Origin of the sequence: Novosphingobium sp. YAF33 (assembly GCF_052113265.1) — a bacterium.
Lineage (GTDB): Bacteria > Pseudomonadota > Alphaproteobacteria > Sphingomonadales > Sphingomonadaceae > Novosphingobium.
On sequence record NZ_JBFRCW010000003.1, the window covers coordinates 28,499 to 53,911 of the forward strand.

20 protein-coding genes are annotated in these 25,413 nt (G+C 67.1%); 10 read left to right on the top strand and 10 right to left on the bottom strand.

Annotated features, from left to right (window positions below; genetic code table 11):
* The first annotated feature begins 25 nt into the window (after positions 1 to 25).
* The 3 genes from AB4Z00_RS07310 (at position 26) to AB4Z00_RS07320 (ending at position 5,201) form a co-directional block, all read left to right on the top strand.
* Positions 26 to 1,660 (top strand): alkaline phosphatase D family protein, encoded by a 1,635-nt coding sequence (locus tag AB4Z00_RS07310; protein ID WP_442045496.1) that lies wholly within the window; start codon positions 26 to 28, stop codon positions 1,658 to 1,660.
* A 212-nt stretch (positions 1,661 to 1,872) separates the two neighbouring features.
* A complete protein-coding gene (acpA, locus tag AB4Z00_RS07315) occupies positions 1,873 to 3,555 on the top strand; it encodes an acid phosphatase (RefSeq protein WP_442045497.1) in 1,683 nt (560 codons plus the stop codon).
* A 236-nt stretch (positions 3,556 to 3,791) separates the two neighbouring features.
* The gene (locus AB4Z00_RS07320; RefSeq protein WP_442045498.1) at positions 3,792 to 5,201 is read left to right on the top strand and encodes a M20/M25/M40 family metallo-hydrolase; all 1,410 of its coding nucleotides are present in this window, start codon (positions 3,792 to 3,794) and stop codon (positions 5,199 to 5,201) included.
* Positions 5,202 to 5,237: 36 nt separating this feature from the next.
* Here the strand turns inward: AB4Z00_RS07320 and AB4Z00_RS07325 are convergent, their stop codons facing one another.
* The 3 genes from AB4Z00_RS07325 to AB4Z00_RS07335 form a co-directional block, all read right to left on the bottom strand.
* A complete protein-coding gene (locus AB4Z00_RS07325) occupies positions 5,238 to 6,335 on the bottom strand; it encodes an acyltransferase family protein (RefSeq protein ID WP_132262861.1) in 1,098 nt (365 codons plus the stop codon).
* A gap of 175 nt (positions 6,336 to 6,510) precedes the next feature.
* Entirely contained in the window at positions 6,511 to 8,142 is a 1,632-nt protein-coding gene (locus AB4Z00_RS07330; protein WP_442045499.1) for a phytoene desaturase family protein, read from the bottom strand.
* Positions 8,139 to 9,305: an aromatic ring-hydroxylating oxygenase subunit alpha gene (locus AB4Z00_RS07335; protein WP_442045500.1), complete on the bottom strand. Its 1,167-nt coding sequence runs from the start codon at positions 9,303 to 9,305 to the stop codon at positions 8,139 to 8,141. Before AB4Z00_RS07335 ends, AB4Z00_RS07330 begins: the two co-directional genes overlap by 4 nt.
* Before the next feature lie 36 nt (positions 9,306 to 9,341).
* Here AB4Z00_RS07335 and AB4Z00_RS07340 point away from each other — a divergent pair, with 36 nt between their 5' ends.
* Complete coding sequence (locus AB4Z00_RS07340; RefSeq protein WP_442045501.1) at positions 9,342 to 9,938, top strand: TetR family transcriptional regulator C-terminal domain-containing protein; 597 nt, start codon at positions 9,342 to 9,344, stop codon at positions 9,936 to 9,938.
* Here AB4Z00_RS07340 and AB4Z00_RS07345 read toward each other — a convergent pair.
* Together AB4Z00_RS07345 and ggt are read right to left on the bottom strand one after the other, a co-directional pair.
* The gene (locus AB4Z00_RS07345) at positions 9,935 to 11,245 is read right to left on the bottom strand and encodes an amino acid permease (protein WP_442045502.1); all 1,311 of its coding nucleotides are present in this window, start codon (positions 11,243 to 11,245) and stop codon (positions 9,935 to 9,937) included. The genes AB4Z00_RS07340 and AB4Z00_RS07345 overlap by 4 nt on opposite strands.
* Positions 11,246 to 11,334: 89 nt before the next feature.
* The gene (gene ggt, locus AB4Z00_RS07350; RefSeq protein ID WP_442045503.1) at positions 11,335 to 13,083 is read right to left on the bottom strand and encodes a gamma-glutamyltransferase; all 1,749 of its coding nucleotides are present in this window, start codon (positions 13,081 to 13,083) and stop codon (positions 11,335 to 11,337) included.
* A gap of 314 nt (positions 13,084 to 13,397) precedes the next feature.
* On the opposite strand from ggt, the gene AB4Z00_RS07355 reads away from it, so the two are divergent.
* Genes AB4Z00_RS07355 through AB4Z00_RS07375 form a run of 5 tightly spaced genes read left to right on the top strand, consistent with a single transcriptional unit; the run spans position 13,398 to position 18,535 of the window.
* On the top strand, positions 13,398 to 13,850 hold the full coding sequence (locus AB4Z00_RS07355) for a MarR family winged helix-turn-helix transcriptional regulator (protein WP_132262851.1): 453 nt from the start codon (positions 13,398 to 13,400) through the stop codon (positions 13,848 to 13,850).
* Positions 13,847 to 15,910, top strand: coding sequence for an FUSC family protein (locus tag AB4Z00_RS07360; RefSeq protein WP_442045504.1), 2,064 nt, complete (start codon positions 13,847 to 13,849; stop codon positions 15,908 to 15,910). Before AB4Z00_RS07355 ends, AB4Z00_RS07360 begins: the two co-directional genes overlap by 4 nt.
* Positions 15,907 to 16,122 (top strand): DUF1656 domain-containing protein, encoded by a 216-nt coding sequence (locus AB4Z00_RS07365; RefSeq protein ID WP_132262848.1) that lies wholly within the window; start codon positions 15,907 to 15,909, stop codon positions 16,120 to 16,122. Before AB4Z00_RS07360 ends, AB4Z00_RS07365 begins: the two co-directional genes overlap by 4 nt.
* Complete coding sequence (locus AB4Z00_RS07370) at positions 16,119 to 17,084, top strand: efflux RND transporter periplasmic adaptor subunit (RefSeq protein ID WP_442045505.1); 966 nt, start codon at positions 16,119 to 16,121, stop codon at positions 17,082 to 17,084. The genes AB4Z00_RS07365 and AB4Z00_RS07370 overlap by 4 nt, the downstream gene beginning before the upstream one ends.
* The gene (locus AB4Z00_RS07375; RefSeq protein WP_442045718.1) at positions 17,084 to 18,535 is read left to right on the top strand and encodes an efflux transporter outer membrane subunit; all 1,452 of its coding nucleotides are present in this window, start codon (positions 17,084 to 17,086) and stop codon (positions 18,533 to 18,535) included. The genes AB4Z00_RS07370 and AB4Z00_RS07375 overlap by 1 nt, the downstream gene beginning before the upstream one ends.
* Before the next feature lie 39 nt (positions 18,536 to 18,574).
* Here AB4Z00_RS07375 and AB4Z00_RS07380 read toward each other — a convergent pair whose 3' ends face one another.
* The 5 genes from AB4Z00_RS07380 to AB4Z00_RS07400 all read right to left on the bottom strand — a co-directional run bounded on the left by AB4Z00_RS07380 (position 18,575) and on the right by AB4Z00_RS07400 (position 23,318).
* A complete protein-coding gene (locus AB4Z00_RS07380) occupies positions 18,575 to 19,726 on the bottom strand; it encodes a glycosyltransferase (protein ID WP_442045506.1) in 1,152 nt (383 codons plus the stop codon).
* A gap of 4 nt (positions 19,727 to 19,730) precedes the next feature.
* On the bottom strand, positions 19,731 to 20,246 hold the full coding sequence (locus tag AB4Z00_RS07385) for a DUF2141 domain-containing protein (RefSeq protein ID WP_442045507.1): 516 nt from the start codon (positions 20,244 to 20,246) through the stop codon (positions 19,731 to 19,733).
* Positions 20,243 to 21,169: a hypothetical protein gene (locus tag AB4Z00_RS07390; protein ID WP_442045508.1), complete on the bottom strand. Its 927-nt coding sequence runs from the start codon at positions 21,167 to 21,169 to the stop codon at positions 20,243 to 20,245. The genes AB4Z00_RS07385 and AB4Z00_RS07390 overlap by 4 nt, the downstream gene beginning before the upstream one ends.
* 25 nt (positions 21,170 to 21,194) lie before the next feature.
* A complete protein-coding gene (locus AB4Z00_RS07395; protein WP_442045509.1) occupies positions 21,195 to 22,385 on the bottom strand; it encodes a glycosyltransferase in 1,191 nt (396 codons plus the stop codon).
* A gap of 168 nt (positions 22,386 to 22,553) precedes the next feature.
* Positions 22,554 to 23,318, bottom strand: a complete 765-nt coding sequence (locus tag AB4Z00_RS07400) for a DUF2334 domain-containing protein (protein ID WP_442045510.1) — start codon at positions 23,316 to 23,318, stop codon at positions 22,554 to 22,556.
* Positions 23,319 to 23,574: 256 nt separating this feature from the next.
* On the opposite strand from AB4Z00_RS07400, the gene AB4Z00_RS07405 reads away from it, so the two are divergent.
* Positions 23,575 to 25,371: a DEAD/DEAH box helicase gene (locus AB4Z00_RS07405; protein ID WP_442045511.1), complete on the top strand. Its 1,797-nt coding sequence runs from the start codon at positions 23,575 to 23,577 to the stop codon at positions 25,369 to 25,371.
* Positions 25,372 to 25,413 lie beyond the last annotated feature (42 nt).

Here is a 25,413-nt window from a genome sequence, read left to right on the forward strand (position 1 = left end):
TGCCTCGATAACCAAGGACAAGACCATGACACTTCAACTCGATCGGCGCCTGCTGCTTCAGGCAGGCGCCTTCGGGCTCGCCGCGCTCTCGACGCCCGGCGTCGCCCAGATCCTCACCGCGCGCGGCTTCACGCACGGCGTGGCGAGCGGCGAGCCGGCGGCCGGTTCGGTGCTGCTCTGGACCCGCTACGTCGGCAGCGGCGACACGAAGCTGCGCTGCGAACTTTCGGCGGACGAGAGCTTCCGCAAGGTGGCAGGCGGCGGCGAAACGATCGCCTCGCCCGCACATGACAATTGCGCCAAGCTGGTGGTGTCCGGCCTCGCGCCCGGCAAGTGGTACTACTACCGCTTCATCGCGCCGGACGGCACGAAGAGCGAAACCGGCCGCACGCGCACGCTGCCGGTGGGCGACGTCGACCGCTTCGGCATCGGCCTGTTCTCGTGCTCGAACATGCCGTTCGGCTGGTTCAACGCTTATGCCCATGCCGCCACGCGCGACGATCTCGACCTGATCGTCCATGTCGGCGACTATTTCTACGAATACGAATACGGCCATTATCCCGAACAGCCGATGGCTGGCCGCCCGATCGAGCCGCAGAACGAGACGGTCTCGCTGGCCGACTACCGCCTTCGTTTCGCGAGCTACCGCCTCGACCCGGACTTGCGCCGCCTCCACCAGCGCTTCCCGATGATCGCGCAGTGGGACGATCACGAATTCGCCAACGATACCTGGAAGGGCGGGGCGGAGAACCACCAGCCCGACAAGGAAGGCGAATGGGCGGTCCGCCGCGCCGCGGCCGAGAAGGCTTACCGCGAGTGGATGCCGGTTTCCGACGCCCTCTACGACAGCTTCCAGATCGGCTCGCTGGCCACGCTGTTCCGCCCCGAAACCCGCGTGAGCGAGCGCATGCAGCAGCTCGACTTCGGCACCGTGATCGCAGGCGCGGCCAAGGGCGGTCCAGCGGAGATCGGCCGGGCCCTGGCCCAGTTCCGCGACGGCCCGTGGATGTCCAAGGACCGCACGCTGATGGGCGCGCAGCAGGAGAGCTGGCTCTACAAGGGCCTGATCGATTCCGCGAAGTCCGGCACGCGCTGGCAGATCCTGGCGCAGCAGATCGTCATGGGCTCGCTGAAGGCGCCGCCGCAGATGGCAGACCTCGTGCCCTCGGGCGGAGATCCTAAGGTCCGCCAGGCGCTCATGGCCATCGCCGCCGCCTCGCAGGCGGGCCTGCCGTTCAACATGGACTCCTGGGACGGTTATCCGGCTGCCCGCGACCGTCTGCTGCGCACGGCGCGCCAGGCCGATTGCAACCTCGTGGTTCTGGCGGGCGACAGCCACAATGCCTGGGGCAGCGAACTCTCGGTGGACGGATCGGCAGCGGGCGTCGAATATGCCGGCCACTCCGTCACCTCGCCGGGCTTCGAGGCTTACCTGCCGTCGGTGCCCGCGGCCGACCTGTCCAAGGCGCTGCGCGCGGCGAACCCGGGGCTGGCTTTCGCCGATACCAGCCGCCGCGGCTACGTCTCGCTCCAGATGACGCCGGAGCAGGTTCGCGGCGAATGGCACTTCATGGGCACGATCGCCCAGCACACCACCGCCGGCACGACCAGCGAAGGTCTGACGGTGAACTGGAACGAACGCCGCTTCGCCAAGGCCTGACGCGATCGGGCGGTTCGTCAGCCATGCCGAACCGCCCATCACGGCACGAGCGGAGCGCTCGTTCAAGGCGCCGACCCCCTCGCTGGCCGATCAAGCTCGTCCTGGTTTCAAGGTCGAGTTCAAATCAGGTATGATACAAAATATCATATTGGTTGACGCGCCTTGATCCGGGTCGCAAACAGCCGGGAATTCCTCTCCCCCAAGGACTTTCCATGACCGATTCCGATCTTCCCGAACCGCAGGCCGATGCCTCCGTGGTGCGTCCGGACCGCCGCGACTTCCTGGGCGGACTGGCAGCAGCGCTGGGCGCCGCCGCCGTCGCCGGATCTCCGGGAGAAGCGGCCGCCGCAACGAAGCAGGCGCGCAAGAACAGCGCCGCTCCGGTCAGCGACGCCCGGCTGCGCGAAGCGATCGATACCGTGGTCGTGATCTATGCGGAGAACCGCAGCTTCAACAATCTCTTCGCCGATTTTCCCGGCCTCGAACAGCCGCTGGCCTCCGTCCCGGCCGAGCGCACGGCTCAGCGCGACCGTGACGGCAAGGTCATGGAAAAGCTGCCGAAGATCTGGGAAGGCCTTGTCCCCAGCAAGCAGGTGGTCGAGCATACCGAGTACCTGATCGGCCCGGATGACCTCGGCCCGATCGCCAACGGTCCCTTTGCGCTGAAGACGCCCGAGGGCGACCCCTTGCCGCATGGCCTGGTCACGCGTGACCTCGTTCACGCCTTCTACCAGAACCAGTGGCAGATCAACGGCGGTCGTAACGACGGTTTCGCGGCCTGGGGAGACAGCGGCGCGCTGGTCATGGGCCATTACGGCGACATGCGCGCGCAATTGCGTCTCTGGCAGATCGCGCGGGAATTCACGCTCTGCGACAATTTCTTCATGGGTGCGTTCGGCGGCTCTTTCCTCAACCACCAGTACCTGATCAGCGCCCAGCCGCCGTTCTATCCCGACGCTGACAAGAGCCCCGCGGCCAAGCGCATCGCGCAAGTCGAAGGCAGCGATCCCAAGGGCATCAAGCTCAAGCTCGATCCCAAGACCCCGGCCAGCGCCATGGACGGCCCGGCCATGTTCTCCGCCAGCACGCTCTCGCCCGACTTCTGGGCCGTGAACACGATGCTGCCGCCCTATGCGCCGACTTATGAACTCGATCCCGAGAAGCCGGGTTACGCCAATGCCGCCAGCGGACACACGCTCGTGCCGCAGCATCACAAGACCATCGGCGACATGCTCTCCGCGCGGAATGTGGACTGGGCCTGGTATGCGGGCGGGTGGAATGCCGCGCTCGAAGGCAAGATGAACGACGCCGCGTTCCCCTCGCGGCCGAACTTCCAGCCGCATCATCAGCCGCTGAACTATTACGAGCGCTTCGCGCCCGGTTCGCCGGACCGCACCAAGCACTTGCGCGACGGCGGAGAGGGCAGCACCGCACGCACCAATCGCCTCCTGGCCGATGCCGAGGCGGGCAAGCTCCCCGCGGTCAGCTTCTACAAGCCGCAGGGCAACCTCAACATGCATGCCGGCTATTCCGACATCGACGCCGGCGATCGCCACATCGCGGCGGTTATCGACGGTCTGCGCGAGAGCCCGCAATGGGAACGCATGCTGGTGGTCATCACGTTCGACGAGAACGGCGGGTGGTGGGATCACGTCGCGCCGCCGAAGGGCGATCGCTGGGGGCCGGGCACGCGCATTCCGGCCGTCGTCGTCTCCCCTCATGCGAAGAAGGGCGCCGTGGACCATACGATCTACGATACGGGCTCGATCGCCCGCTTCCTGACACGCCGCTTTGGCCTGGAGAAGCTGCCGGGCCTGACCATGCGTGAAGACGCCATGATCGCCGCGGGCGGCGTGGCGCCTGGGGACCTTACCGGCGCGCTCGATCTGGCCTGAGCACCTGACGATCAGCGGGCGGCGGCCGTGCCGAAGCCCGCAGCCATTCCTGAAAGCCGGGAAGGGGGGGGCGGAAGCGGGAGGACGCGCAAAAGAGGTGCGTCCTCTCCTGGAATGCGACAGAGTATTGACGTTCGGCCCGATTCTCCATCGGGCATGCTCAATCACTTCGGATCGCAACGTCACTTCCGATCGCAATGCCACTTGTGATCGCAGTACCAGGGGGCAAATTATCCATGCGGGCTATCGCATCCACCGTCTTCACGCTCGGTGCCGTTCTGGCGGGCGCCACTGTCGCCCAGGCCGCACCCAAGGCCTATCCCGAGGCCGAAAAGCAGGTTCTCGAAATATCGAAGCAGGCCATCGCCCTGCGCTCCGTCGAAGGCGAGGGTAACAAGACCCGCGAAGTCGCCGAACTGTTCCGCAAGGAACTGCTCGCGAACGGCTGGACGGCCAAGGACATCGAGATCGTCCCTCACAAGGACACCGCCTACCTGATCGCAAACTGGCCCGGCAGCGATCCTTCGCTGCGGCCCCTGGTCGTCTCCGCGCACATGGACGTGGTGGAAGCCAAGCCCGCCGATTGGGAGCGCGATCCCTTCACCCCCGTGGTCGAGAACGGCTACCTCTATGGACGCGGTGCCAGCGACACCAAGTTCGAAGCGGTGCTGGCGATGGAATCGATGATCGCCTTGCGCAAGCAGGGCTTCAAGCCCAGGCGCACTCTCGTCATCGCCTACTCGGGCGACGAGGAAACCTCGATGGCGACATCGAAGCTGATCGCGGAGCGGCTGAAGAACGCCGAACTCGTGCTCAACGTCGACGGCGCCTCGGGCACGCTTTCGGAGAAGACCGGCAAGCCCTCGTTCTGGTCATGGCAGGGTGCCGAGAAGACTTACGTCGACTACCAGATCGAGGTCACCAACCCCGGCGGGCACAGCTCGGCGCCCCGCACGGAGAACGCGATCGTCCAGCTGTCGCAGGCACTGGAACGGATCGGCAGCTATCACTTCAAGCCCGAGCTGAACGACATCACCCGCGCTTACTGGGTCGAGGCTGCCAAGCTGGAGCCCGATGCCACCCTGGCCGGCGCCATGCGCGCCTTTGCCGCCAATCCCGGCGATGAAGCCGCGCTCAAGGTGCTGCGCGCCAATCCCTCCATGGTCGGCCGCACGGGCACGACCTGCGTTGCGACGATGATCTCGGGCGGCCATGCCCAGAACGCCTTGCCCCAGCGCGCCACGGCCAACATCAACTGCCGCATCTTCCCCGGGCACACGCGCGAGGAAATCATGACGGAACTGGAAAAGGTGGCGAACATGCCCGCGGCCAAGTTCTCCGACGCGACCGGGGACGCCTCGACGATGTCGCCGGCCTCGCCGATGCGGCCGGATTTCGTGGCCGCGACGCGCAAGGCGGTGACAGCGGCCTGGGGACCGATCCCGATCATCCCCTCGCAGGCTTCGGGCGCCTCGGATTCGATGTGGTATCGCGCGCTGGGCGTGCCAAGCTACGGCGCCAGCGCTTCGATGATGAAGGACTCCGACGAGTTCGCCCACGGCCTCAACGAGCGCCTGCCGCTGCTCAATGTGCGGCCCGGCATCACGTACTACATCAGCCTCTACACCGATCTCGCGGGAAAGTGAGCGCGGCCTGAAACGGGGGAAGCAGGGACTGGCGGCTCAGGTGGCCGCCAGCTTCCTCCTGCTCAGCCTGCCGCCGCTGAGGATGCGGGCAGGCCCCGGAGCGGCGCGGCTGAGCAGGGTGCCCAGAAGCACTACCGCCAGCAGGACGATCAGCGGCTGGGCCACCAGGTAGACCGGGTATAGCGGCGAGCCGAGGGTGCCGAACAGGCGGCCCAGAAGCGGCCCGCCCAGCCAGATCAGGATGAGGTGCGAGCAGAACAGGAAGAACGCGAAAGGCTCGATCTTCAGCAGCGGCGTTCGCACCACGGTTCCGGCCAGACCCCAGGATATGCGCCAGTAAGCAAGGGCGGCCGAGATCCGCACCGCAAGGTCCAGCGTGGCAGCGGGCAGGCTGATCGGGGACCAGTCTACGACGAGCGTGAAGTAGAGCTGCACCGCAGTCAGCACGGCGAAAGGCGTGAGGGCAGCGGAAAGCGGCCAGGCCGCGATCCGGTCGGCCAGGTTCTCGCGCCGGGCGATGATGCCCAGGGTGAAGAAGAACGGGATCGAAGCGCGCATGAACACCGGCGGACCGTAGCCGCCGATCTGGCACAGCGCTGCCACCAGGGCGATGGCGAAGAGCGTGCGCTTGCCGCAGCGAACCAGCAGCGGCGCCAGCAGCATGCAGAGGAACAGGTCACGCAGGAACGGCATCTGGACATTGATGTCCGGGTTGCGGCTGGCGATGAAGATTTCCTGGAAGATCCAGTCCATCGATTGCGGCGTAGGCGCCGCCAGCTTGGTCGCCACCGCCGCTCCGGACACGAGCAGGATTGCGAGCGCGTTCCAGAGCACCATCGGCAGGAGAATGGTCTTGGCCTTGCGGCCGACATGGCTGGCCCAGTCGAAGGTCCGGCTCGATCCCGCGACCAGCCAGCCGGAGATAAGGCCCAGCAGAGGCACGGCGCTGCGTCCGAACACGTCCATCAGCACCCACCGCAGATTTTCCTGCGGCGTGCCATGGGCAAGCTGGAGGTCATATCCGGTTAGCCCGGTCCAGGCGTGGACATAGACGACCCCGAGTATACAGATCACGCGTGCAACGGATATTGCATCGGACCTGCGCCGTACGTCGGTATTGAGTATTCCGGACAAATGATTTTCCTGGCTTTTCGGCAACCCGCCGAACTGCTTTCACATGCCCGCGAGGAAGCGGGCGAGTAAAAACGGTTCGTCTACTTGCCTCAAACCAATTACGGCCAATCGGGTCTGTCTCTATTCGGCCAGATGACCGAGAGAAGGGATGAAGCGGCGGCGGCTTGCAAATAAGTCATGAAACGAAGCGCGCGAAGCCATTCCCGAAGCGTCTGGTGTCCGCAATCACTTCATGGGCGCAGTTGTGGCCGGGCGCACCCGTCACTCCGCCGCCGGGGTGGCTGCCCGATCCGCACATGTAGAGGCCCTTGATCGGCCCTCGATAGGCGCCGTGGCCCAGCACCGGCCGCGCCGACCACATCTGGTCGAGCGTCAGGTTGCCGTGCATGATGTCGCCGCCGACAAGCCCGAACTTGCGCTCCAGACCCTTGGGGCTGAGCACCTGGCGGCCGAGGATCGAGGCACGGAAGCCCGGCGCATATTGCTCCACCGTATCGATGATGGTGTCGGCCGCCTTGTCTTCCTCGGCGTCCCAGTCGCGGGGCGTTCCATCGTCATTGGCCGGTAGTTCCGGTGCGAACTGCTGGCAGAACAGGCTGGCGACATGCCGGCCTTCGGGCGCGAGGCTGTCGTCCACGGTGGAGGGGATCAGCATCTCCACGATCGGCTTCTTCGACCAGCCATGCAACTTGGCGTCAAGGAACGCGCGGTCCATGTAGTCCAGCGTCGGCGCGATGATGATGCCCGACCGGTGATGCTCTCCCGGTTCGGGCAGGCAGGTGAACCTCGGTAATTCGGACAGCGCCACGTTCATGCGGAACGTGCCGCTGCCTGTCCTGAAGCCCTTCATCCGGCGCTGGAAGTCGGGGGTGAGGTCGCTCCCGGCGATCATCCTGCCATAGAGCAGCTTGGGCCCGACATTGGCGATCACGCGGGTTGCCGCGATCTCCTCGCCGCTTTCCAGCCGGACGCCGGCGACCTTGCCGCCGTCGATGAGCACTTGCTCCACGGGGCTCTCCAGGCTGATCTCCACGCCCAGCTTGCGGCAGACTTCGCCCATGATGCGGGTGATCTGGCCCATGCCGCCGACCGAGTGGCCCCATGCGCCCTTCTTGCCGTTCACTTCACCGAAGACGTGGTGCAGCAGGACATAGGCGCTGCCCGGCGTATCGGGCGAGGCATAGTTGCCGACCACCGCGTCGAAACCGAAGGCGGCCTTCACCGCCTCGCTCTCGAACCAGCCGTCCAGCAGCGAGCGGGCGGACTTGGTGAACAGGTCCAGCACGTCGCGCTGCGCTTCGATGGAGAGGCCTGCCAGCTTGCGACCCTGCAAGGCCGCATCGATCAGCCCGCGCCAACCGTCGCCGGCATTGGGCGGCGATTTCAGGGCGAGGTCGCGCAGCACTTCGGCCACGACTTCCAGCGCATCGTAATAGGCCGGCAGCACTTCGGCATCGTGCGCGGAGAACCGGCGGAACTCCTCCTGCGTGCGCGCCAGCCCGCCGCCGAGCTTCAGGTAGCCGCCGTCTTCCTGCGGCAGCAGGTTGGAAATCGGGCGCTCGATCACGCGGTAGCCATGCTCGGCCAGGCGCATGTCGGCGATGACCTTGGGCTGGAGCAGGCTGACCGTGTAGCTGGCGACGGAATTGCGGAAGCCGGGATGGAATTCCTCTGTCACCGCCGCTCCGCCGACCACGTCGCGGCGCTCCAGAATGCGAACCTTCAGTCCCGCGCGGGCAAGGTAGAATGCGCAGACAAGGCCGTTGTGGCCGCCGCCGATGATGACGGCATCGTACTTCCGGGTCATGCCTGGCTCCAGCCGGATGAAGGCCGCTCGTTCTGGCGGGCTTCGGGGATCAGTTCGCGGATGCGCTTGCAGAAGCGGCGCAGGCAGACTTCCTTGTCGGAAAGCGGCCCGACCGAAAAGCTGCGCGAGGCCATGCCTGCCTGCACGCGGGTGACGAGGGCGGTATCCTCGGCATTGACCTGCCGGTTGATGCGCCAGTTGAGATAGCGCGCGGCGCGCATCTCCCGCCGGTCATCGTCCAGGACGTAGCTGATCTCGCGGATCGTGCAGGCTTCCGGGCCGGTCGGCAGCCACTGCATGAAATCGACCTGATCGGGATAGATATCGAAGGCTACGTTCGGCCAGAGCTTGAAATAGAGCCAGTGGCGCTGGCGATCCTCCGGCAAGTGCGGAACCGGCGGCAGCAGGCGCTGGTACATGCGTTCGGACCAGTTGGCCGAGGGCCGGTCCATCAGATCGCCCCACATGCGATCGACATGCGCCTCCGCCTCGACCCCGTAGCTGGCGCCGAACAGGCGCGTCAGGCCGGGATGGGCGACGGGGATATGCAGTCCGTCCGAATAGTTGTCGCCCACGTTCTTCCAGTTCACCGCGCGCGGGCGCGTGGTGACACGGCCGAGGGTCTTCAGGTCCTCGAAACGGTAGGGAGCGATCATGGCCTCGTAAGGAGCCATCATCTGGCCGACCGTGGGGCCGCCGTCATCGACCAGCCGCACGAAGATGAACCCGCGCCAGACTTCGATGCCCACGGGAGAAAGGCCGTGCCGGGCCTTGTCGAACTGGGGATAGCTCTGGCTGTCGGGCACGCCAGTCAGGCGGCCGTCGAGATCGTAGACCCAGGCGTGATAGGGGCAGACCAGCTTTCGGGCGCAGCCGCTCGGTCCATCGACCAAGCGCGATCCGCGATGACGGCAGACATTGGTGAAGGCGCGCAGTCGCCGGTCATGGCCGCGCACGACGATCACGCTTTCGCCGATATATTCCAGCGTGTGCCAATCGCCCGCCTCGGCCACGTCGCTCTCATGGCAGACCACTTGCCAGCTCGGCGCGAAGACGCGTTCTCTTTCGGCGGCGAAGAATTCGGGATCGGAATACGTCCAGGCCGGCAGGCTCCAGCCATCGAGCGGGTCGGTCTCCTCGATGTCGCGGGGCTGCGTTGCCATGGGTCTCTCCTTATTGTACGATCGTATAACAAGGTGATGGGCAAGCAGCAATCCTACACGCGGGAACATCCCGACGAGCGGCGGCAAAGCCTGGTAGAGGCAACCGCGCGCTGCCTGGCCGCGCAAGGCGCCGGCGGCACTTCGGTGCGATCGATCTGCGCGGCGGCCGGCGTTTCGCCGGGGCTGCTCCGTCACTATTTTTCAGGCGTCGGAGAAGCGATTGCCGAGGCCTATCGCTGGACGGGCAACCGCGTGGCGCTGGCGCTGGAAGAGGCCGTGGCGGAAGCAGGCACCGATCCGAGAGCGCGGCTTCTCGCCTATCTCTCCGCCAGCTTCCGGGCGCCGATCGCGGATCCCGAACTGCTCGCGACATGGCTGGCGTTCTGGAGCATGACGCCGACCGACCCGGCGATCGCCCGGCTTCACAAGGAGATCTACGGGGAGTTTCGCAGCGGGATGGACGACCTGATCCGCGCGCTGCGACCGGACCTTGCCGATACGCGCCTGCCCGCCGTGGCGCTGACGGCGCTGATCGATGGGCTCTGGCTGGAACTGAGCCTTGGCAAACCGCCCTTCACGCCGGTCGAGGCCGAAGGGCTCGTCGAAAAGTGGCTCGACTGCCTGCTGGCCTAGTCGATTTCGTTGCGCTTCAACCAGAGCCAGATCGGCAGGCCCAGGACCATCAGCACGAAGCTCAACCCGCTGGCGCCGATACCCGCACCCCATAGCGTCCAGAGCGCATAGAGCGCGCCGATCAGCGCCGGTATGCGGGCAATGCCCAGCTTGAGCGCAGCAAGCGCACAAGCGAGGTAAAGCCACAGCGTGGCGGAAGTGGAGAGCAGCAGCAGATACTCGAACAGGGCCTGCATCGTCCGGCTGGCGTTCATCGCGGCGAAGAAGCTGGCGATCACGGCCGAGATCAGCAGGGCCCGGCGCGCAGTGCCGCGCGCGTCGGTCTCTGCGAACCAGCGCGGGAGCAGGCGCCGGGCGGCCATGTCGCGCACCATTTCGGCTTCGAGCAGGGTCCAGCCGTTAAGCGCGCCGATGCAGCTGATGACCGCGAATACGGCGACCAGCGTGGCGACGTCTCCATCGAGGAAGCGGGCGACGAAAGTGGCAAAGGGGGCTGCGGAATGGGCCGCGACATCGCCCGGCAGCAGAAGGGCGATGGCGGAACAGACCATGAGATAGAGCACCCCCGTCAGCGCCGTGCCCCAGAGCGTCGCGCGCGCGACGTTCACTTCGGGATTGCGGACCCGCGCGGCGGCGACGCTGGCAGATTCGAAGCCGAGCAGCGCCCAGAGCGTCAGTGTGGCGGCGCCGTTGATGGCGCCGAGATGGACCTGCCCGGCATCGAAGGCCGGAAGCTGCGCCTTGCCGCTCGACAGGATGTAGATCGCCAGCAGGATCACGACCAGTAGCGGAATGACCTTGAGCGCGAGCGTGACGATCTGGAAATTCCCGGCGGCGCGCGTCCCGCGCAAGTTCACCAGCGTCATCAGCCAGAGCAGGGCGATAGCGGCCAGGGCAGGGACGTGCTCTCCATAGCCCAGGAAGGGCACCATGCTCGACAGGTAGCTGACGGCGGCCACGGCAATGGTCACGACCGAGGTCCAGAGCGAGACGAGATAGATCCAGCTGATGAAGAACCCCGCCCGACGCCCGAAAGCGTCAGTGACGAAGCCGGCCGGGCCGCCCGCAGCCGGACGCGCGCGGGTGAGCCGGCTGAGCACATAGGCCAGGATCAGCGCGCCGCTGATGGTGGTCGCCCAGCCGATCACGCCGTTCCATCCGAAAGGCGCCAGGCTGGCCGGCAGCAGGAATACGCCCGAACCGATCATGTTGCCCATGACCAGCGCGATGGCGGCGGTCAGCCCGAGGCTTCCTGCGGAGGACCTGATGCCGGGACCTTCGCTCTGTCCGTCCTGATCGCCTGCCATGTCGTCTCCCTTGGGGGCGGTGGGATTGAAGGCAGCGGCCCCTAGGCGAACATTATGCTATTTTCAACGCGATGGAAGGCGAACTGCGTTCAGAACCCGCGCGCCACGCCTTCGCGCCGGGGATCGGCGCCGCCGACATAGCCCTTCGGCGTCGCGACGATAGCCTGGAGCCCGGACTCTTCCCCGCGCGAGGTGGACAGGGTCATGCCCCGCGCCGCGAGGCCCTGCATGATCGGCTGGGGGAACATGTCGGCGCTGTAGCTGTCTCCCTTGGCGACGAGATTGGGCAGCGAGACGGCGTCCTGCGGCGTCATCTTCCAGTCGAGCAGGGCCACCAGCACCTTCAGGTTGTAGGCTTGGATTGCGGAACCGCCCGGCGATCCCGCGGCGGCCACGAACTTCTTCTGCGGCGTCAGCACGATGGCGGGCGCCATGCTGGAGCGTGGACGTTTGCCGGGGCCGGGGGCGTTGGCCGCTTTCGCGCCGTCGTCGTCAGTGGGGCTGAACGAGAAGTCGGTGAGCTGGTTGTTGAGGAAGAAGCCGCCCACCATGCGGCCGGAGCCGAAGATGCTCTCGACCGTGGTGGTCATGGACACGACGTTGCCTTGTGCGTCGATCACGACGATGTGGCTGGTTCCGCCCGGCTCGTCGGTGGCGTCGATCCCGACTTTGGGGGCGCCCCGGGGCATGCCGAAAGTCACCGGCCCGGCCCGGTCGCCGATCTCGGCCGCGCGGCCCTTGAGATAGTGCGGATCGAGCAGGCCATCGAGCGGCACCTGCACGAAGGCCGGATCGCCCACGTAGCGGTCGCGGTCGGCGTAAGCCAGGCGGCTGGCCTGGGCGAACGCGAACCAGGCTTTCTCGTCAGTGGCACTGCGCTTGTCGATGTCGGTGTGTTCGAGCACGCCGAGCGCGATCTGCAATCCGGGGCCGCCCGAGGGCGCCTGGGGCGTGCAGACGAGGTAGATGCGGTAAGGATTGCAGAGCGCGGGGCCGGAGTGCGGGCGATAGCTCGCCAGGTCCGACAGGGTGAGCGTGCTCGGGTACGGCCCCTGGTGCACGCGCTCGACGATCTGCTGCGCAATCGGCCCGGTCAGCAGACCGGAAGCACCGTACCGTGCAATGCGTTCCAGCGAGCGAGCATAGTCGGGGTTCTTCAGGCGGTCGCCGGCCAGATAGGGCGTGCCGTCGGCCTTGGTGAAGTAGCGCCTGGCGTCGGGCGCGGAAGCCTGGGGTGCCTTGCTTGCGATCATGCGGGCCAGGCGCGGGCTGACGGCGAAGCCGTCCTGCGCGAGGACATGGGCTTGATCGAAGAGCTTGCCCCAGGCGAGCTTGCCGTGATCGCGGTGGGCCATGTCGAGCATGGCGATGGCGCCGGGCACGCCGGTCGAGATGCCGCCCAGCACGGCGGTGACGAAAGGCAGCCGCTTGCCGTTCTCGTCGAAGAACAGATGATCGCCGGCACCGGCGGGTGCGACTTCGCGGCCGTCATAGGCTGTCGCCTGCCGGGTCTTCGCATCGTAGTAGACCATGAAGGCGCCGCCCCCCAGGCCCGAACTCTGGGGCTCGACAAGGCCGAGCACGGCCTGGATGGCCACGGCTGCGTCGATCGCCGAGCCGCCGGCCTTGAGAACGTCCACCCCCGCTTTCACCGCCAGCGGATTGGCAGCGGCGACCATGGCGTGGGGGGCGGTAGCCGACTGCTCCTCCCGGGCCGGAGCAGTGACCGGCGCGGCCTCTGCCACCTTTTCCGCAGCCTCGGTCTGGCGGGCGAGGGCGGGCTGCGTGGCAGCCAGCACAAGGGCAGACAGGCCGAGGGCGAGGATCGATCGGCGCAAAGTTATTCTCCGGGCGGTAATGGGCATTTGCAGCGACTTAGCGCCCTCGTTTCACAGGCGCCACCCCTGCGAGCTTTTGCAAAGTCGCTCTGGCCGGTCAGCAATAGCAAGACGGGCGCCCGGATTGCGGCAGGAAAATTCGGCGCTGCGCCAGCATATCGGCCCGAAACCTGAGCCTTCGGATCGGATGGAATTGCAGCCCGGCCGTGCCGGCAAGGCCGACAGGCTCATTTGCAATAAACTCAACTCCGATGCCGCAATATCGACGCCAAAATATCTTGCGAAGATTAGTTAGCACTCTAATTACTCAGGCCATGCAGGATCGACAATCGAGCGAGAAGGCTCTGGCCGCAAGGTTGGGGCCGGTTTCGCGTTCATGGCAGCAACTGGCCGATTCGGCGCTGTCCTCGCTGGGAGTTTCCAACTCCTCGGGGTGGGCGCTGGTCCACCTGCTGCGCCTCGGCAACGAGGTGCGGCAGGGCGACCTTGCGCGCGCCATCAACGTGACGGAACCTTCGCTCGTGCGAACCCTGCACTTGCTGGAAGATGCCGGTCTCGTCGAGCGCATCGCCGACGACAGCGACCGCCGTGCCAAGCACTTGCGCCTCACCGACGAGGGCGCCGCCGCTGCCCGCCGCATCGACAAGCGATTGATCGAGTTGCGCGCGACGCTTCTGGATGGCATTCCAGGCGAAGACGTCGAGACTGTCGTGCGGGTGCTTGACCGCATCGCTGCGCGCATAGCGGAAAGCGCCGCCCGGCAATGACGAAGCGTTTCGGACTGGACGCCGCGCTGTTCTCCGTGAAGGCCTACCTGGCCTCGATGCTGGCTATCTATATCGCGCTTTCGATCGGGCTGGAGCGACCCTACTGGGCGTTCCTGACATCCTACATCGTGGCGCAGCCCCTGGCCGGCGCCGTCGTGTCCAAGGCGATGTTCCGCGTGATCGGTACTTTCGTCGGCGCGGGAATGGCCGTCATCATCGTGCCGAACCTCGTCAACTCCCCCGAACTGCTGACCATCGGCATCGGCGGCTGGCTGGCGCTGTGCGTCTTCGTCTCGCTTCTGGACCGCACGCCGCGCTCCTATGCTTTCGTGCTGGCGGGCTATACCGCCGTGCTCATCGTGCTGCCCAGTGTCGACGTGCCGGACACGATCTTCACCGTGGCGACCCTGCGCGTGCAGGAGATCACCATCGGTATCCTCTGCGGCAGCTTCGTCCATGCGCTGGTCCTGCCGCAATCGGTTTCGGCCTTCATGCTGCAGCGCGTGTCCAACATTCTGGCCGACGCCGAGCGCTGGTCGCGCGATTCGCTCCAGCTTGAGACCGATCCGGCGATCGACAAGGAGCGCCAGCGGCTCGCGCTGGACGTCACCGAGTTGCACCAGCTCTCGATCCACCTGCCTTACGAAAGCACGCGCATCGCGCCGCGCATCCGCACCGTGCGTGCGCTTCAGGATCAACTCTCGCTGATCATGCCGCTGGGCGCCGCCGTGTCCGACCGGATCGCGCAGCTTCACGCGGTGGACGCGGTTCCTGCCGAAGTTCAGGCCCTGCTGACGGATGCGCGTGACTGGTTCGGCGGCCTTGGCGCCATGTCGCTGCCGGAACGCGAGGCGGCGGCCATAGCGCTGCAGCAGCGGAGCCGTGCGCTGGAGCCTCGGATCGGCCCCGATGCCTCGTGGAATGCGCTGATCCTGCTCAGCCTGCTCTCGCGCCTTTCCTCGCTGATCGGGGCGCACCGCGATTGCCGCATCCTGGCCGAGCAGCTTGGCACCAACACCACCCGCCCGGTCAGCCCGCGCGCTGCCGAACTCGTGGAAGGCCGCCGCGGACGCGAGCTGCATGTCGATGTCGGCGGCGCCACGCGCGGTGCCATCGGGGCCTTCCTGACGATCGCCATCGGCTGTGCGCTGTGGATCGGCAGCGGCTGGCACGAAGGGGCGACGGCGGTCATGCTGGCAGGCGTGTTCACTGCGCTGTTCGCGGCGGCACCGGACCCGCTCGCGCCTTTGCGCACGTTCTTTGCCGGAACCCTCATCGCGACGCTGATCGGGCTGCTCTATGGCTTCGTGCTCATGCCGCGGCTCGATGGTTTCCTGGAATATGCCGCAGCCATGGCGCCGATGCTGCTGATGCTGGGCGCGCTTATGCAGTCCCCGCGCTGGAGCGGCATCGCGCTGCCGATGCTGCTGGGCCTGGGATCGCCGGTGCTCGTTTCCGACCGCTATGTAGGCGGCTTTGCGGGCTTCGTGAACGGAGCGCTCGCGCAGCTGGTGGGCATCATCTTCGCCATCATCGTCATCCGCCTGCTCAGTTCGACCGGCACTCATGCCGCGATCCGTCGCACCGTTCGGGCGGGCTGGGCCGACATCGCCGAGCGCGCCAACATGATGAGCCCGCCGGACGTGCGCGCCTGGATCAACCGCATGCTCGACCGGATCGCCCTTCTGGCGCCGCGTCTGGCCATGTCCGGCCGCTCGCCCGGTGCGCCGCTCTATGACGCCTTGCGCGATCTGCGGACCGGCGTGGCCATCGGCGAACTGCGCGAACTGCGCCTGGCCATGCCCACGTCCCGCCGTGGTCCGCTCACCGAAGTGCTCCGGAAGGTGGGCGAATATTACCGGGGCCTCGATCCCGACCGCCCCGCACCCGCCGACCCCATCCTGCTTGAGGATATCGACATTGCCATGACCGCCGTGCTGAACGACGAAGACCCGCAGCTCAGCCGTGCGGGGGCGCTGGGGCTGGTCAGCCTGCGCCGCAATCTGTTCCCCTCCGCCGGTCCTTCGCCGGTGGCGCCGCTCTCGGAGATGCCGGCATGAGGGGCGAAGTCTCCATCGACGGGGTGTTCCTACCCACGCTTCTGGTTCTTGCGGTCATCGCCTCGATCATCACCCTGGTGCTGATGCGCATCGCCAATCTTATCGGTTTCTACCGCCTCTTCGCTTATCGTGCGGCGGTGGACCTGTGCCTCTACATCCTCGTGCTCGGGCTTCTCGTCTGGGCCTCTCCCTTGATCGGTTTCCGCCAATGAAGCRCTTTCTTGCTCGGCTCGCTCCCAGCCTCGCCACCACCATCCTCGTGATCCTGGCCGCAGTGATCGCGGTCTGGCTCTGGCGCCATTACGAGGACAGCCCCTGGACACGCGACGGCCGCGTTCGTGCGGATGTCGTGCGCGTCACCCCCGATATCGGCGGGCTGGTCACATCGGTGGAAGTCAGGGACAACCAGGAGGTCAAGGCCGGCGATCTACTCTTCGTGATCGACCGACCGCGCTATTCGCTGGCGGTGGAGCAGGCGCAGGCTGCCGTGGCGAGCGCGCAGGCCAGGCTGGGCCAGGCCCAGCGCGAAGCCAAGCGCGACCTTGCGCTCGGCGATCTCGTGGCCACCGAGACTCACGAACAGAACGTCGCCGCCGTCGCCACCGCGCGCGCGGCCCTGGACCAGGCGCTGAGCGCGCTCGACAAGGCCAAGCTCGACCTGGCGCGCACCAATGTGAAGGCTTCGGTGAACGGCACCGTCACTAACCTCGACCTGCATCCGGGCGACTACGTGGCGCCGGGCAACCAGGCGATGGCGCTGATCGACCGCGATTCCATCCGCATCGAGGGTTATTTCGAGGAAACCAAGCTCGCCAATATCCATGTCGGCTCGCCGGTCACGGTCGTGCTCATGGGTGAGGCGCGTCCGCTGAAGGGCGTGGTCGAGAGCATCGCCGCGGGCATCAACGACACGACCCGCAGCGATTCCCGCAATCTTCTTCCGAGCGTCGATCCGACATTCACCTGGGTCCGTCTCGCCCAGCGCATTCCGGTGCGCGTGCGGCTGACCGAGGTACCCAGGGACGTGAGCCTGATCGCCGGCCGCACGGCCACGGTGACGATCGAGCAACCGGGCGATGCCGGCCGCAGGAATGCCAGGCCGGTCCAGCCCGCCCAGAAAGTACAGCCGGTACAGCCGGTTCAGCCAGCGCCTTCCGGGGAGCCCACGACGTGATCCGCAGCGGCGTTTCGCTTCTGGCGCTCGCACTTCTGGCCGGCTGCGCCACGGCAGGACCGGACTACGCGCCGCCCGCCGATTCCGCGGCGACGACGCCGGCCGCGAATGGCCCCTTCGTCTCGGGGCAGGGGCCGCAGTTCTCGCAGGCCGAGCTGCCCGATCGCTGGTGGAAGCTCTACGACGATCCGCAGCTGGACGGCCTCGTCGAGCAGGCGCTGGAGGCCAATGCGAACATTCGCGTGGCCGATGCGAACTTGCGCAAGGCCGATGCAGTTCTTCGGGAAACCGCGGGCCAGAAGACCCTTGCCACCACCATCGGCGCCGACGCCGACCTGGAGCGTGATTACTCGACCGCTTCGGCTGGTACCAACCTGCCGGGCGTGCTGACGTACGATCTCGGCCTGACCCTGTCCTACCCGCTCGACCTCAATGGCAAGATCAAGCGCGCCATCGAGAGCAGCCTGGCCGACCGCGAAGCGGTGGAGGCCGCGCGCGATGCCGTGCGGATCAGCGTCGCGGCCGCCACCACCAAGGCTTATGCCGACGTCTGCGCCGCGAACTACCAGATCGCCACGGTCCAGAAAGTGATCACGCTGCAGCAGCAGACGCTGAACGCCACCGGAAGGCTCCAGCGTGGCGGGCGCGGAACGGCTTTCGATGTCAGCCGCGCGCGCACGGCCGTGGAAAGCAGCAAGGCCAACCTGCCTGCGTTCTATGCCAAGCGGCAGGCCTCGCTCTATCTGCTGGCAACCCTGCTCGGCAAGGCGCCGGCGGAGTATCCCCGGGAAGTGGAAAGCTGCGCGACCCTGCCGCGCCTGTCGCAGCCGATGCCGGTCGGCGACGGCGCCGCGCTGATCCGCCGCCGCCCGGACATTCGCCAGGCCGAGCGCACCATTGCCGGCGATACCGCCCGCATCGGCGTCGCCACGGCAGACCTCTACCCCACGGTCAGCATCGGCGGGGGCATCATCAACGACGGCAAGCTGGAGAACTTCGGCAAGACCCATAGCTTCGGCTTCAGCCTGGGGCCGCTGCTCAGTTGGTCCTTCCCCAATCGCCCGATCATCCGCGCCCGCATCGAAGCGGCGAATGCCCAGGTGGAGGCGGACATCGCCAGGTTCGACCAGACCGTGCTCGATGCCCTGCGCGGCACCGAGACGGCGCTGGAATCCTATGCACGCGATACCGACCGTGCCGCGGCCCTCGGCCGTGCCAGCGACAGCGCGGGCCTTTCCGCACAGCAGGCCGGCAAGCTGTTCCGGTTCGGGCGCAGCGATTTCCTGAACCTGCTCAGCGCCCAGGGCGCCTTGGCGACGGCCCAGGTCAATCATGCCGCGGCGGAAACCGCGCTTGTCGACGATCAGATCGCGGTCTTCCTCGCGCTTGGCGGAGGCTGGCAAAGGACTGAAGCGCAGGCTGGGCAGCCGGCAGGACAACAGGCCCGGTAAGAAACGGAAGGGCAGGTTGCCCCGCGAAGGCCAGGCTTCTCAGGCAGCCCTGCGCTGCCGAACGAGGCACTGGGCGTAAGCGGCGAAGAGTTCGCGGAAGTGCTCTTCCATGGTCCGCGCCGTCACGGCGGGGCGAGGGCGTGCACGCACCACGTCGAGGATCGCCGCCGCCGCCGCATTGCAATCGGCCGCCGCGTAAGTCCGTCCGGCGCCGCCTGCTGCATGGTCGGCCGCCCCGCCGGCATCGGGCACGATGACCGGGATGCCGCTGGCCCGCGCTTCGGCAGCCGTCATGCAGAACGTCTCCGCCTCGCAGCCATGGACCAGAGCATCCGCGCTCGCCATGATTCGCGCGAAGGCGGCCCGGTTGCGTTCCGGCGCGAAGAGGCGGACATGGGGATTTCCGGCGATGTGCCTCAGGATCGCGCGCTGTTCGCGGCCTTCGCCCAGCATGACGAGACCGATGGGGCTCTGCTGGCTGGCCATGCTCACCGCGTCGATCACCAGCGGCCAGCGCTTCTCCGGCGCCAGGCGTCCCACCGCCAGCAGCAGCGCGGCGCTTTCGGGCAGGCCGCAATCTGCCAGCAGGTGTGCGCGTAAGGCCGGATCGCGATGAGCGGGCGAAAAGCAGTCCGCTTCCACGCCCATCGGGATGGTGACGGTGTGAGAGACTCCGCCTTCGTCGAGCCGGCGCGAAAGATCGCTGTTGGCGCAGACGACATGGTCGAACTTGCGGCTGTGGCGGCGCAAGTGCTCCCAGAATACGGAGAACTGCCGGTCGATCGTCTGGCGCGAGAAGATGTTGCCAAGCCAGCGGTAGGCATAGGCGGAAAGCGGGTCGGCATGCATGACAAGGCTGCGCGGAGCCGCGCCCGGCCAGTCCGCCACCAGCCCGGCACTCCGCCAGGGCGAGGTCGCCTCGACGAAATCCGGGGCCAGTGCATCCAGCGCCGCGTGGAGCCGTTCGGCCTCGGCGAAGTAGCCATATTTCCGGTCGAGCGGGAAGCGCGGGCTTTTCACGGTCACGATGCGGGCACCGGCTCCGCGTTCGATCACGGCGTCTTCGTCGCCGGGGGCGAGGATGACGATCTCGTGGCCCAGCACCGGGCCGATCCGCAGTTTCTGCTCCACATAGGTGCGTACACCGCCGCCCTGGGGCGAATAGAAAGCGCAGACATCGACGATCTTCATGCCGTCAGGTTCCTTGCCTGAGCGGGGCGACTCCCAGCCCGCTGCGATAATTGAGGACGATGCGGAGCGCGGTGAGCCCGCTTCCCGCCGTGGCGCTCGCCTTGCGGACGCTTGGTTTGCCCCAGCCCAGCTTCGGATTTCCGGCGAAACCGATGCCGTCGATCTTCCAGTTGAACTTGCGGTCGTTGTCGCGGTCGTGAAGCAGGCTGACGGCATAAGTGCCGGGGCCGGGCAGGCGGATGCAGAGGCTCGGCGTGCCGCTGGCAGGCAGGGGTACCTCCACCCGGCGGAAGACCTTGCCCGCGCTTACCAGCAGGTTATCGTCGGCCAGGAAGTCCTTCTCGTTCGCGGGATAGACCTCCAGCTTCAGCTTGCCCGTGCGATCCTTGAGGCCCACCGGCTCGACGACGAAGGCCGGGCCGCTCTCGTTCGCGCGGCAGAGACCTTCGGCCTTGCCGAGGTCTGGCGTGGAAGGAACCAGCGCGGCAGCGAGGAGAGGGGTGATCGCCAGCGGGCTCATGCCGGCTGCTCCGGCGCTGTCAGGTCCTTGATCGCCAGCATGCCGCCCAGCAGCAGGTGCGCGGCCAGGATCAGTCCGGCCATCAGCGTCATCAGCGCGCCGATGTCCTGCTCGCGGCCGAGAGCGAGGACGGCGACCCCGGCGAAGAGCAGGTCCTTGTTCGGGATCAGCGGCAGGCGCGATACCAGCAGGCGCAGCGTTGCCAGGAACAGCCACCAGGACAGTTGCACCTCGGGCAGGACGAGATGCCAGAGCATGGCGTTGAACAGGGTGGTCAGGGCGATGCGGCCGAGGTGGATCTGGGTGATCATGGTCAGTTCGGCGCGGGGCAGGGTGAACACCCGCCGGCGGAAGACCATAGCGATGGCGGAGACCACCACCAGCACGCCCAGCGAGAGGGTGACCATACTGGCATCGAGACCGAGGCGGGTGGTGCCCACGATCGGCACCATCACGGCCAGCAAGGCGATCGTCACGCCGTTTCCGGCCATGGCCGAGAGGATCGCCACGTCCTTCACCGCGCCGAAGGGCGCCGCGTCCAGCGATACCCGGCGCCGCGCCCAGGTGTAGAAATAGGCTTCGCCGAGATAGCCCAGCAGCAGCTCGTTGTAGACCTTCTTGCGCAGCAGCGCGAGCATCCCGGCGCCGGGAATGCCCCAGAGCCGGCGGAAGATCAGCCACTCGCTGGCAGGCGTCACAAGGTAGCTCGCCGCGAAGACGGCCCAGAACATCGGGCTTTCGGGCACCATGGCCAGGAGGCGGCGCATGTCGAGCCCGCCCATCTCGTGGAATACCGCCGCGATCACGGCAAGGGACAGGGCGATCGAGAACAGGGCATTGCGCCCGAGGCGCGGGTTGCGATCCTGCGGGGTGAGCTGGATGGCGGGCGTATCGGGCGCCAGGACGGCTGCGGTTTCTGTCACGAAGTTCTCCGCGAAGGGTTCTGGGTCAAAGCGACCGCTGCCAGGGTGAGTGCGTCGCCCAGGCACTCAGCCCCAGCCGGTGTCGCCGCTGGTTTTCGCGTTCGCGGCGCACTTGCGCCATCATGTCGAGATAGCGGCGCGCCGCCTCCTCGACTTCGTATCGCGCGGCGATGTCGCGGGCCCGCTGGGGGTCTCCTGCAAAGTCGCGGATGCGGGCGAGGCCATCGGCAAAGGCCTGTTCGTCGCCGCGCGGCACCAGCAAGCCGGTGCGGCCGCCTTCGACCAGGCAATCCATGCTGACGCAGCAGTCGGTCGACAGCACCGGCAGTCCGGCGGCAAGCGCCTCGACGATGACGCCGGGAAGCCCTTCGTAATCGGAACTGAGAACGAAGGCGTCGGCCTCCGCCATTAGCGGGTCGATGCTGGCAAGGTGACCGGCCAGGCGCACCCGGTCGGCAATGCCCAGTTCCGCGGCGAGCCGCTCGATGGCGCCGCGCTCGGGGCCTTCGCCGGCGATCGTCAGGCTGTCCGAAGGCCGCGCGGCATGGGCGAAGGCGCGCAGCAGCATGGCGTGGTTCTTCTGCGGCACGAGGCGGCCCGCCGTCAGGTAGCGCGTGCCCCAGACCGAACCGGGACGCCTTTCGCTGCGCGCCAGCGCGCGCAGGCGGGCGCGGGTCAGGATGGGATTGGCGATGACATCGACCCGCGCGGCCTCGGCGCCCGTCGTCTCGCGAATTTCCCGCGCCATCGGTTCCGACAGTCCGACCAGGCGATCGAACAGGCGGCCCTGGGCGCGCAGCCAGATCCCGTAGCCTCGCCGCACGAAAGCAGGCATGTCGGGACGATACAGCGCATTGCTGACCTTGAGCGTCATGGGCGGCGCGTGATCGCCCAGCAGCAGCTTCATCGCCGCGCCGACCACGGCATATGTATTGCCCGGTAGGAAGACGACGTCTGCGCGGTGCGCGATCAGGTAGCTGTAAAGGCAGTGGACCATCCAGGGCGTTTCCCAGGAGGCCGTAGGAACCCGCGAGGGGATCTGCCAGTAATCGAGGGCCGGTGCGCTTGCGAGGTGGCTACAGCCGGAGCGTCCGAGGACGATCGTCACCGCGTGCCCGGCCTGCTGCCACTGCGCTGCGAGCCCCAGGGCCACGCGCTCGACTCCGCCGGGATCGAGGCTGTGGATGGGCACGACAATCCTGAGCGCGTCCTTCATGCGAATCCCTAAGCGACCTTGATGCCTGGCGTGTGTGCCTTTGGGCAGCAACCGGCGGTGACCCCGCCGAACTTATCCTTGCGGGGAGGCTCCTATGGGGACCAGATGTCGGGTTTGTGACGCGGGGAAGCATGGTCATGGGCGAGACGTGAAACTGCTTTGAAAGCGTCACTGCGGTGCCATGAATCTGCCTAAATCCCGGTACCTTGAGGGAGTATGCGTAGCCGTGAAGCGCCGCAGCGTGGCGTCGATGCTGGCCAGGAGTGCGGGCTTGGTGACGTCTCCGGGATGGGCGGCGATCCGCACGGTTCGCGTCAGCGGCAAGGCGGTCCGCGCGAGGGCGGCAAAGGCCAGGGACGAGGCCGTGCGTGCCACCGATCGGCTGGCCCAGGTTACCACGGGACCGCGCGCCAGCACGTTGCCGTCGCCCGCGGCCCAAACCCGCCAGTGATCCTCGACGATGGGCAGGCCCGCCTGGCGCAGCGCGGCCCGGGCGCCCTCGCCATAGAGCCAGGCCGGGGCGATGAAGCCCGCCGTCGGGCGGCCGATCACGTCCTCGATAAGCGCCTTGCCGTCGAGCATGCGGGAGAGCGCCGTGGCTTCGTCGAGGCCGAGGAACTCGCCTTCCCCGGCGGTCATGTGGCGGGCCTTGAACTGCGCGGCACCGCGATGGCGCGCCTCGTCCTTGTGATACCAGCCGTGGACGAACATCTCGATCCCGGCTTCCGCCCAGCCGCGCAGCCTCCGTTGAAAGGCCCGGTCTTCCGACAGCGGGTGGCGGCCCCAGTGGTTGGGCACCACCAGCATCGCGAAGCTGGGTCCGCCCAGGCGGCGCTGGAACAAGTCGGCAAGCTGGACGACGGCCCGTTCCGATGCCGGCCCGACATCATGAATCGAGGCCAGGAGGCGCTTCTGGCGGGTATTTTCGGTCATCAGCGGCTCCGTTCACCCCGCGCGGCGCCTAGACCCGCTCCGTGAAAATCCCGTGACGCTCGGGGGTTTTCCGGGGGGCTGCGATCGATTATTCTGCGCTAGCGCAAGGCCATTGTTGCCTTTTGTGAAATTGGTGCGCGCCAAACCCGACTTTTTTGTCTATGGAGCGCCTCAACCAGGGCCCGTTGGGTCGCACACTCCACACCAGGCTCACTCATACAGACCGCGCCGGCGGCACAGGACAGATTCAAAACGCATGACATTTTCCCAGCTCCCCCAGCCTCTTGCCGACGCGCTTACCGCGCATGGCTACGAGAACCTGACCCCGGTCCAGGCCGCCGTCGCCGAAGCCGAGGCGCGTGGGCGCGACCTGGTGGTGTCGGCGCAGACCGGCTCGGGCAAGACCGTCGCCTTCGGCATCGCCATGAGCGACGAACTGCTGGCGGACGGCTCGATTCCTTATGCGGAGGCCCCGCTGGCGCTCGCCATCGCGCCGACGCGCGAACTGGCCCAGCAGGTCAGCCGCGAGCTTGAGTGGCTCTATGCCTCGACCGGCGCCCGCATCGTTACGTGCGTCGGCGGCATGGACCCCGTGCGCGAACGCAAGCAGCTCGAACGCGGCGCCACCATCGTCGTCGGCACCCCGGGCCGTCTGCGCGATCACCTGGAACGCGGCAAGCTCGACCTCTCGGCCCTGCGCGTCGTCGTGCTCGACGAAGCGGACGAGATGCTCGACATGGGCTTCCGCGAAGACCTGGAGGAACTGCTCGACGCCGCGCCGGCCAGCCGCCGCACGCTGCTGTTCTCGGCCACCATGCCGCGTCCGATCGAAGCCCTGGCCCGCCGTTACCAGACCGACGCGCTGCGCATCTCCACCGTGACGGAGAACCGCGGCCATGGCGACATCGCCTATCAGGCCGTCACCGTTGCCCCGGCCGACGTCGAGAACGTGGTGGTCAACCTGCTGCGCCTTCACGATGCCGAAACCGCGATCCTGTTCTGCGCCACGCGCGACAACGTGAAGCACCTGCACTCGACCCTCACCGAGCGCGGCTTCTCGGCCGTGGCGCTTTCGGGCGAGCACTCGCAGAACGAGCGCAACAATGCGCTTCAAGCCCTGCGCGACAAGCGTGCCCGCGTCTGCGTCGCCACCGACGTTGCCGCGCGCGGCATCGATCTGCCCTCGCTGACGCTGGTGATCCACGTCGAGATTCCGCGCGACGCCGAAACGCTCCAGCACCGTTCGGGCCGTACCGGCCGTGCGGGCAAGAAGGGCACCGCGGTCATCGTCGTGCCGTTCCCGCGCCGCCGCCGCCTTGAAGGCATGCTGCGCGGTGCGCGCATCGAGGCGGAGTGGATTGCCGCGCCGACCCCCGAAGTCATCCGCGCTTCCGATCGCGGCCGTCTGATGGAAAAGCTGCTCGCCCCGGTCGAGGCTGACGAGGAAGATCGCGAGATCGCCCGCGAAGTCCTGGAAAAGGTGAGCGCCGAGGATCTGGCCGCCGCACTGGTTCGCGCGCACCGCGCCGCCATGCCGCAGCCCGAGGAACTCATCGGCAACAGCCCCGAAGCGCGCGAGGCGCGTCAGCGTCCGGGCTTCGACGACGTGGTGTGGTTCACCATGGACGTGGGCCGTCAGCAGAATGCCGATCCGCGCTGGATCCTGCCGCTGCTCTGCCGCCGTGGTCACGTTACCCGCAACGCCGTCGGCCAGATCCGCATTGGCGCGGACCAGACCCACTTCCAGATCCCGAAGGCGATGGCCGACCAGTTCATCCGTTCGGTCGAACGCACCTCGCATGACGAGAGCGGCGACGTGGAGAACACCATTCGGATCGAAGTGGCCACGGACACGCCGCGCGACGTCGCGCGCGACCGTCGCCGCGAAGGTCCGCAGGGCCGCGCCCGCAAGCCCTATGCGCGTGACGAAGGACGCGGCGGTTTCGACGGTCCCCGTCACAAGCCCCGTCCGACCGGCGGCCCGCGCAACGATCGCGGTGGCCCGGGCGGCGGCGGCAAGCCGTTCCACAAGAAGCCGAAGAAGTCCTACTGAGGACGCCTTCAGCCTGCTGAACAACGAACACGGGGCCCGCAA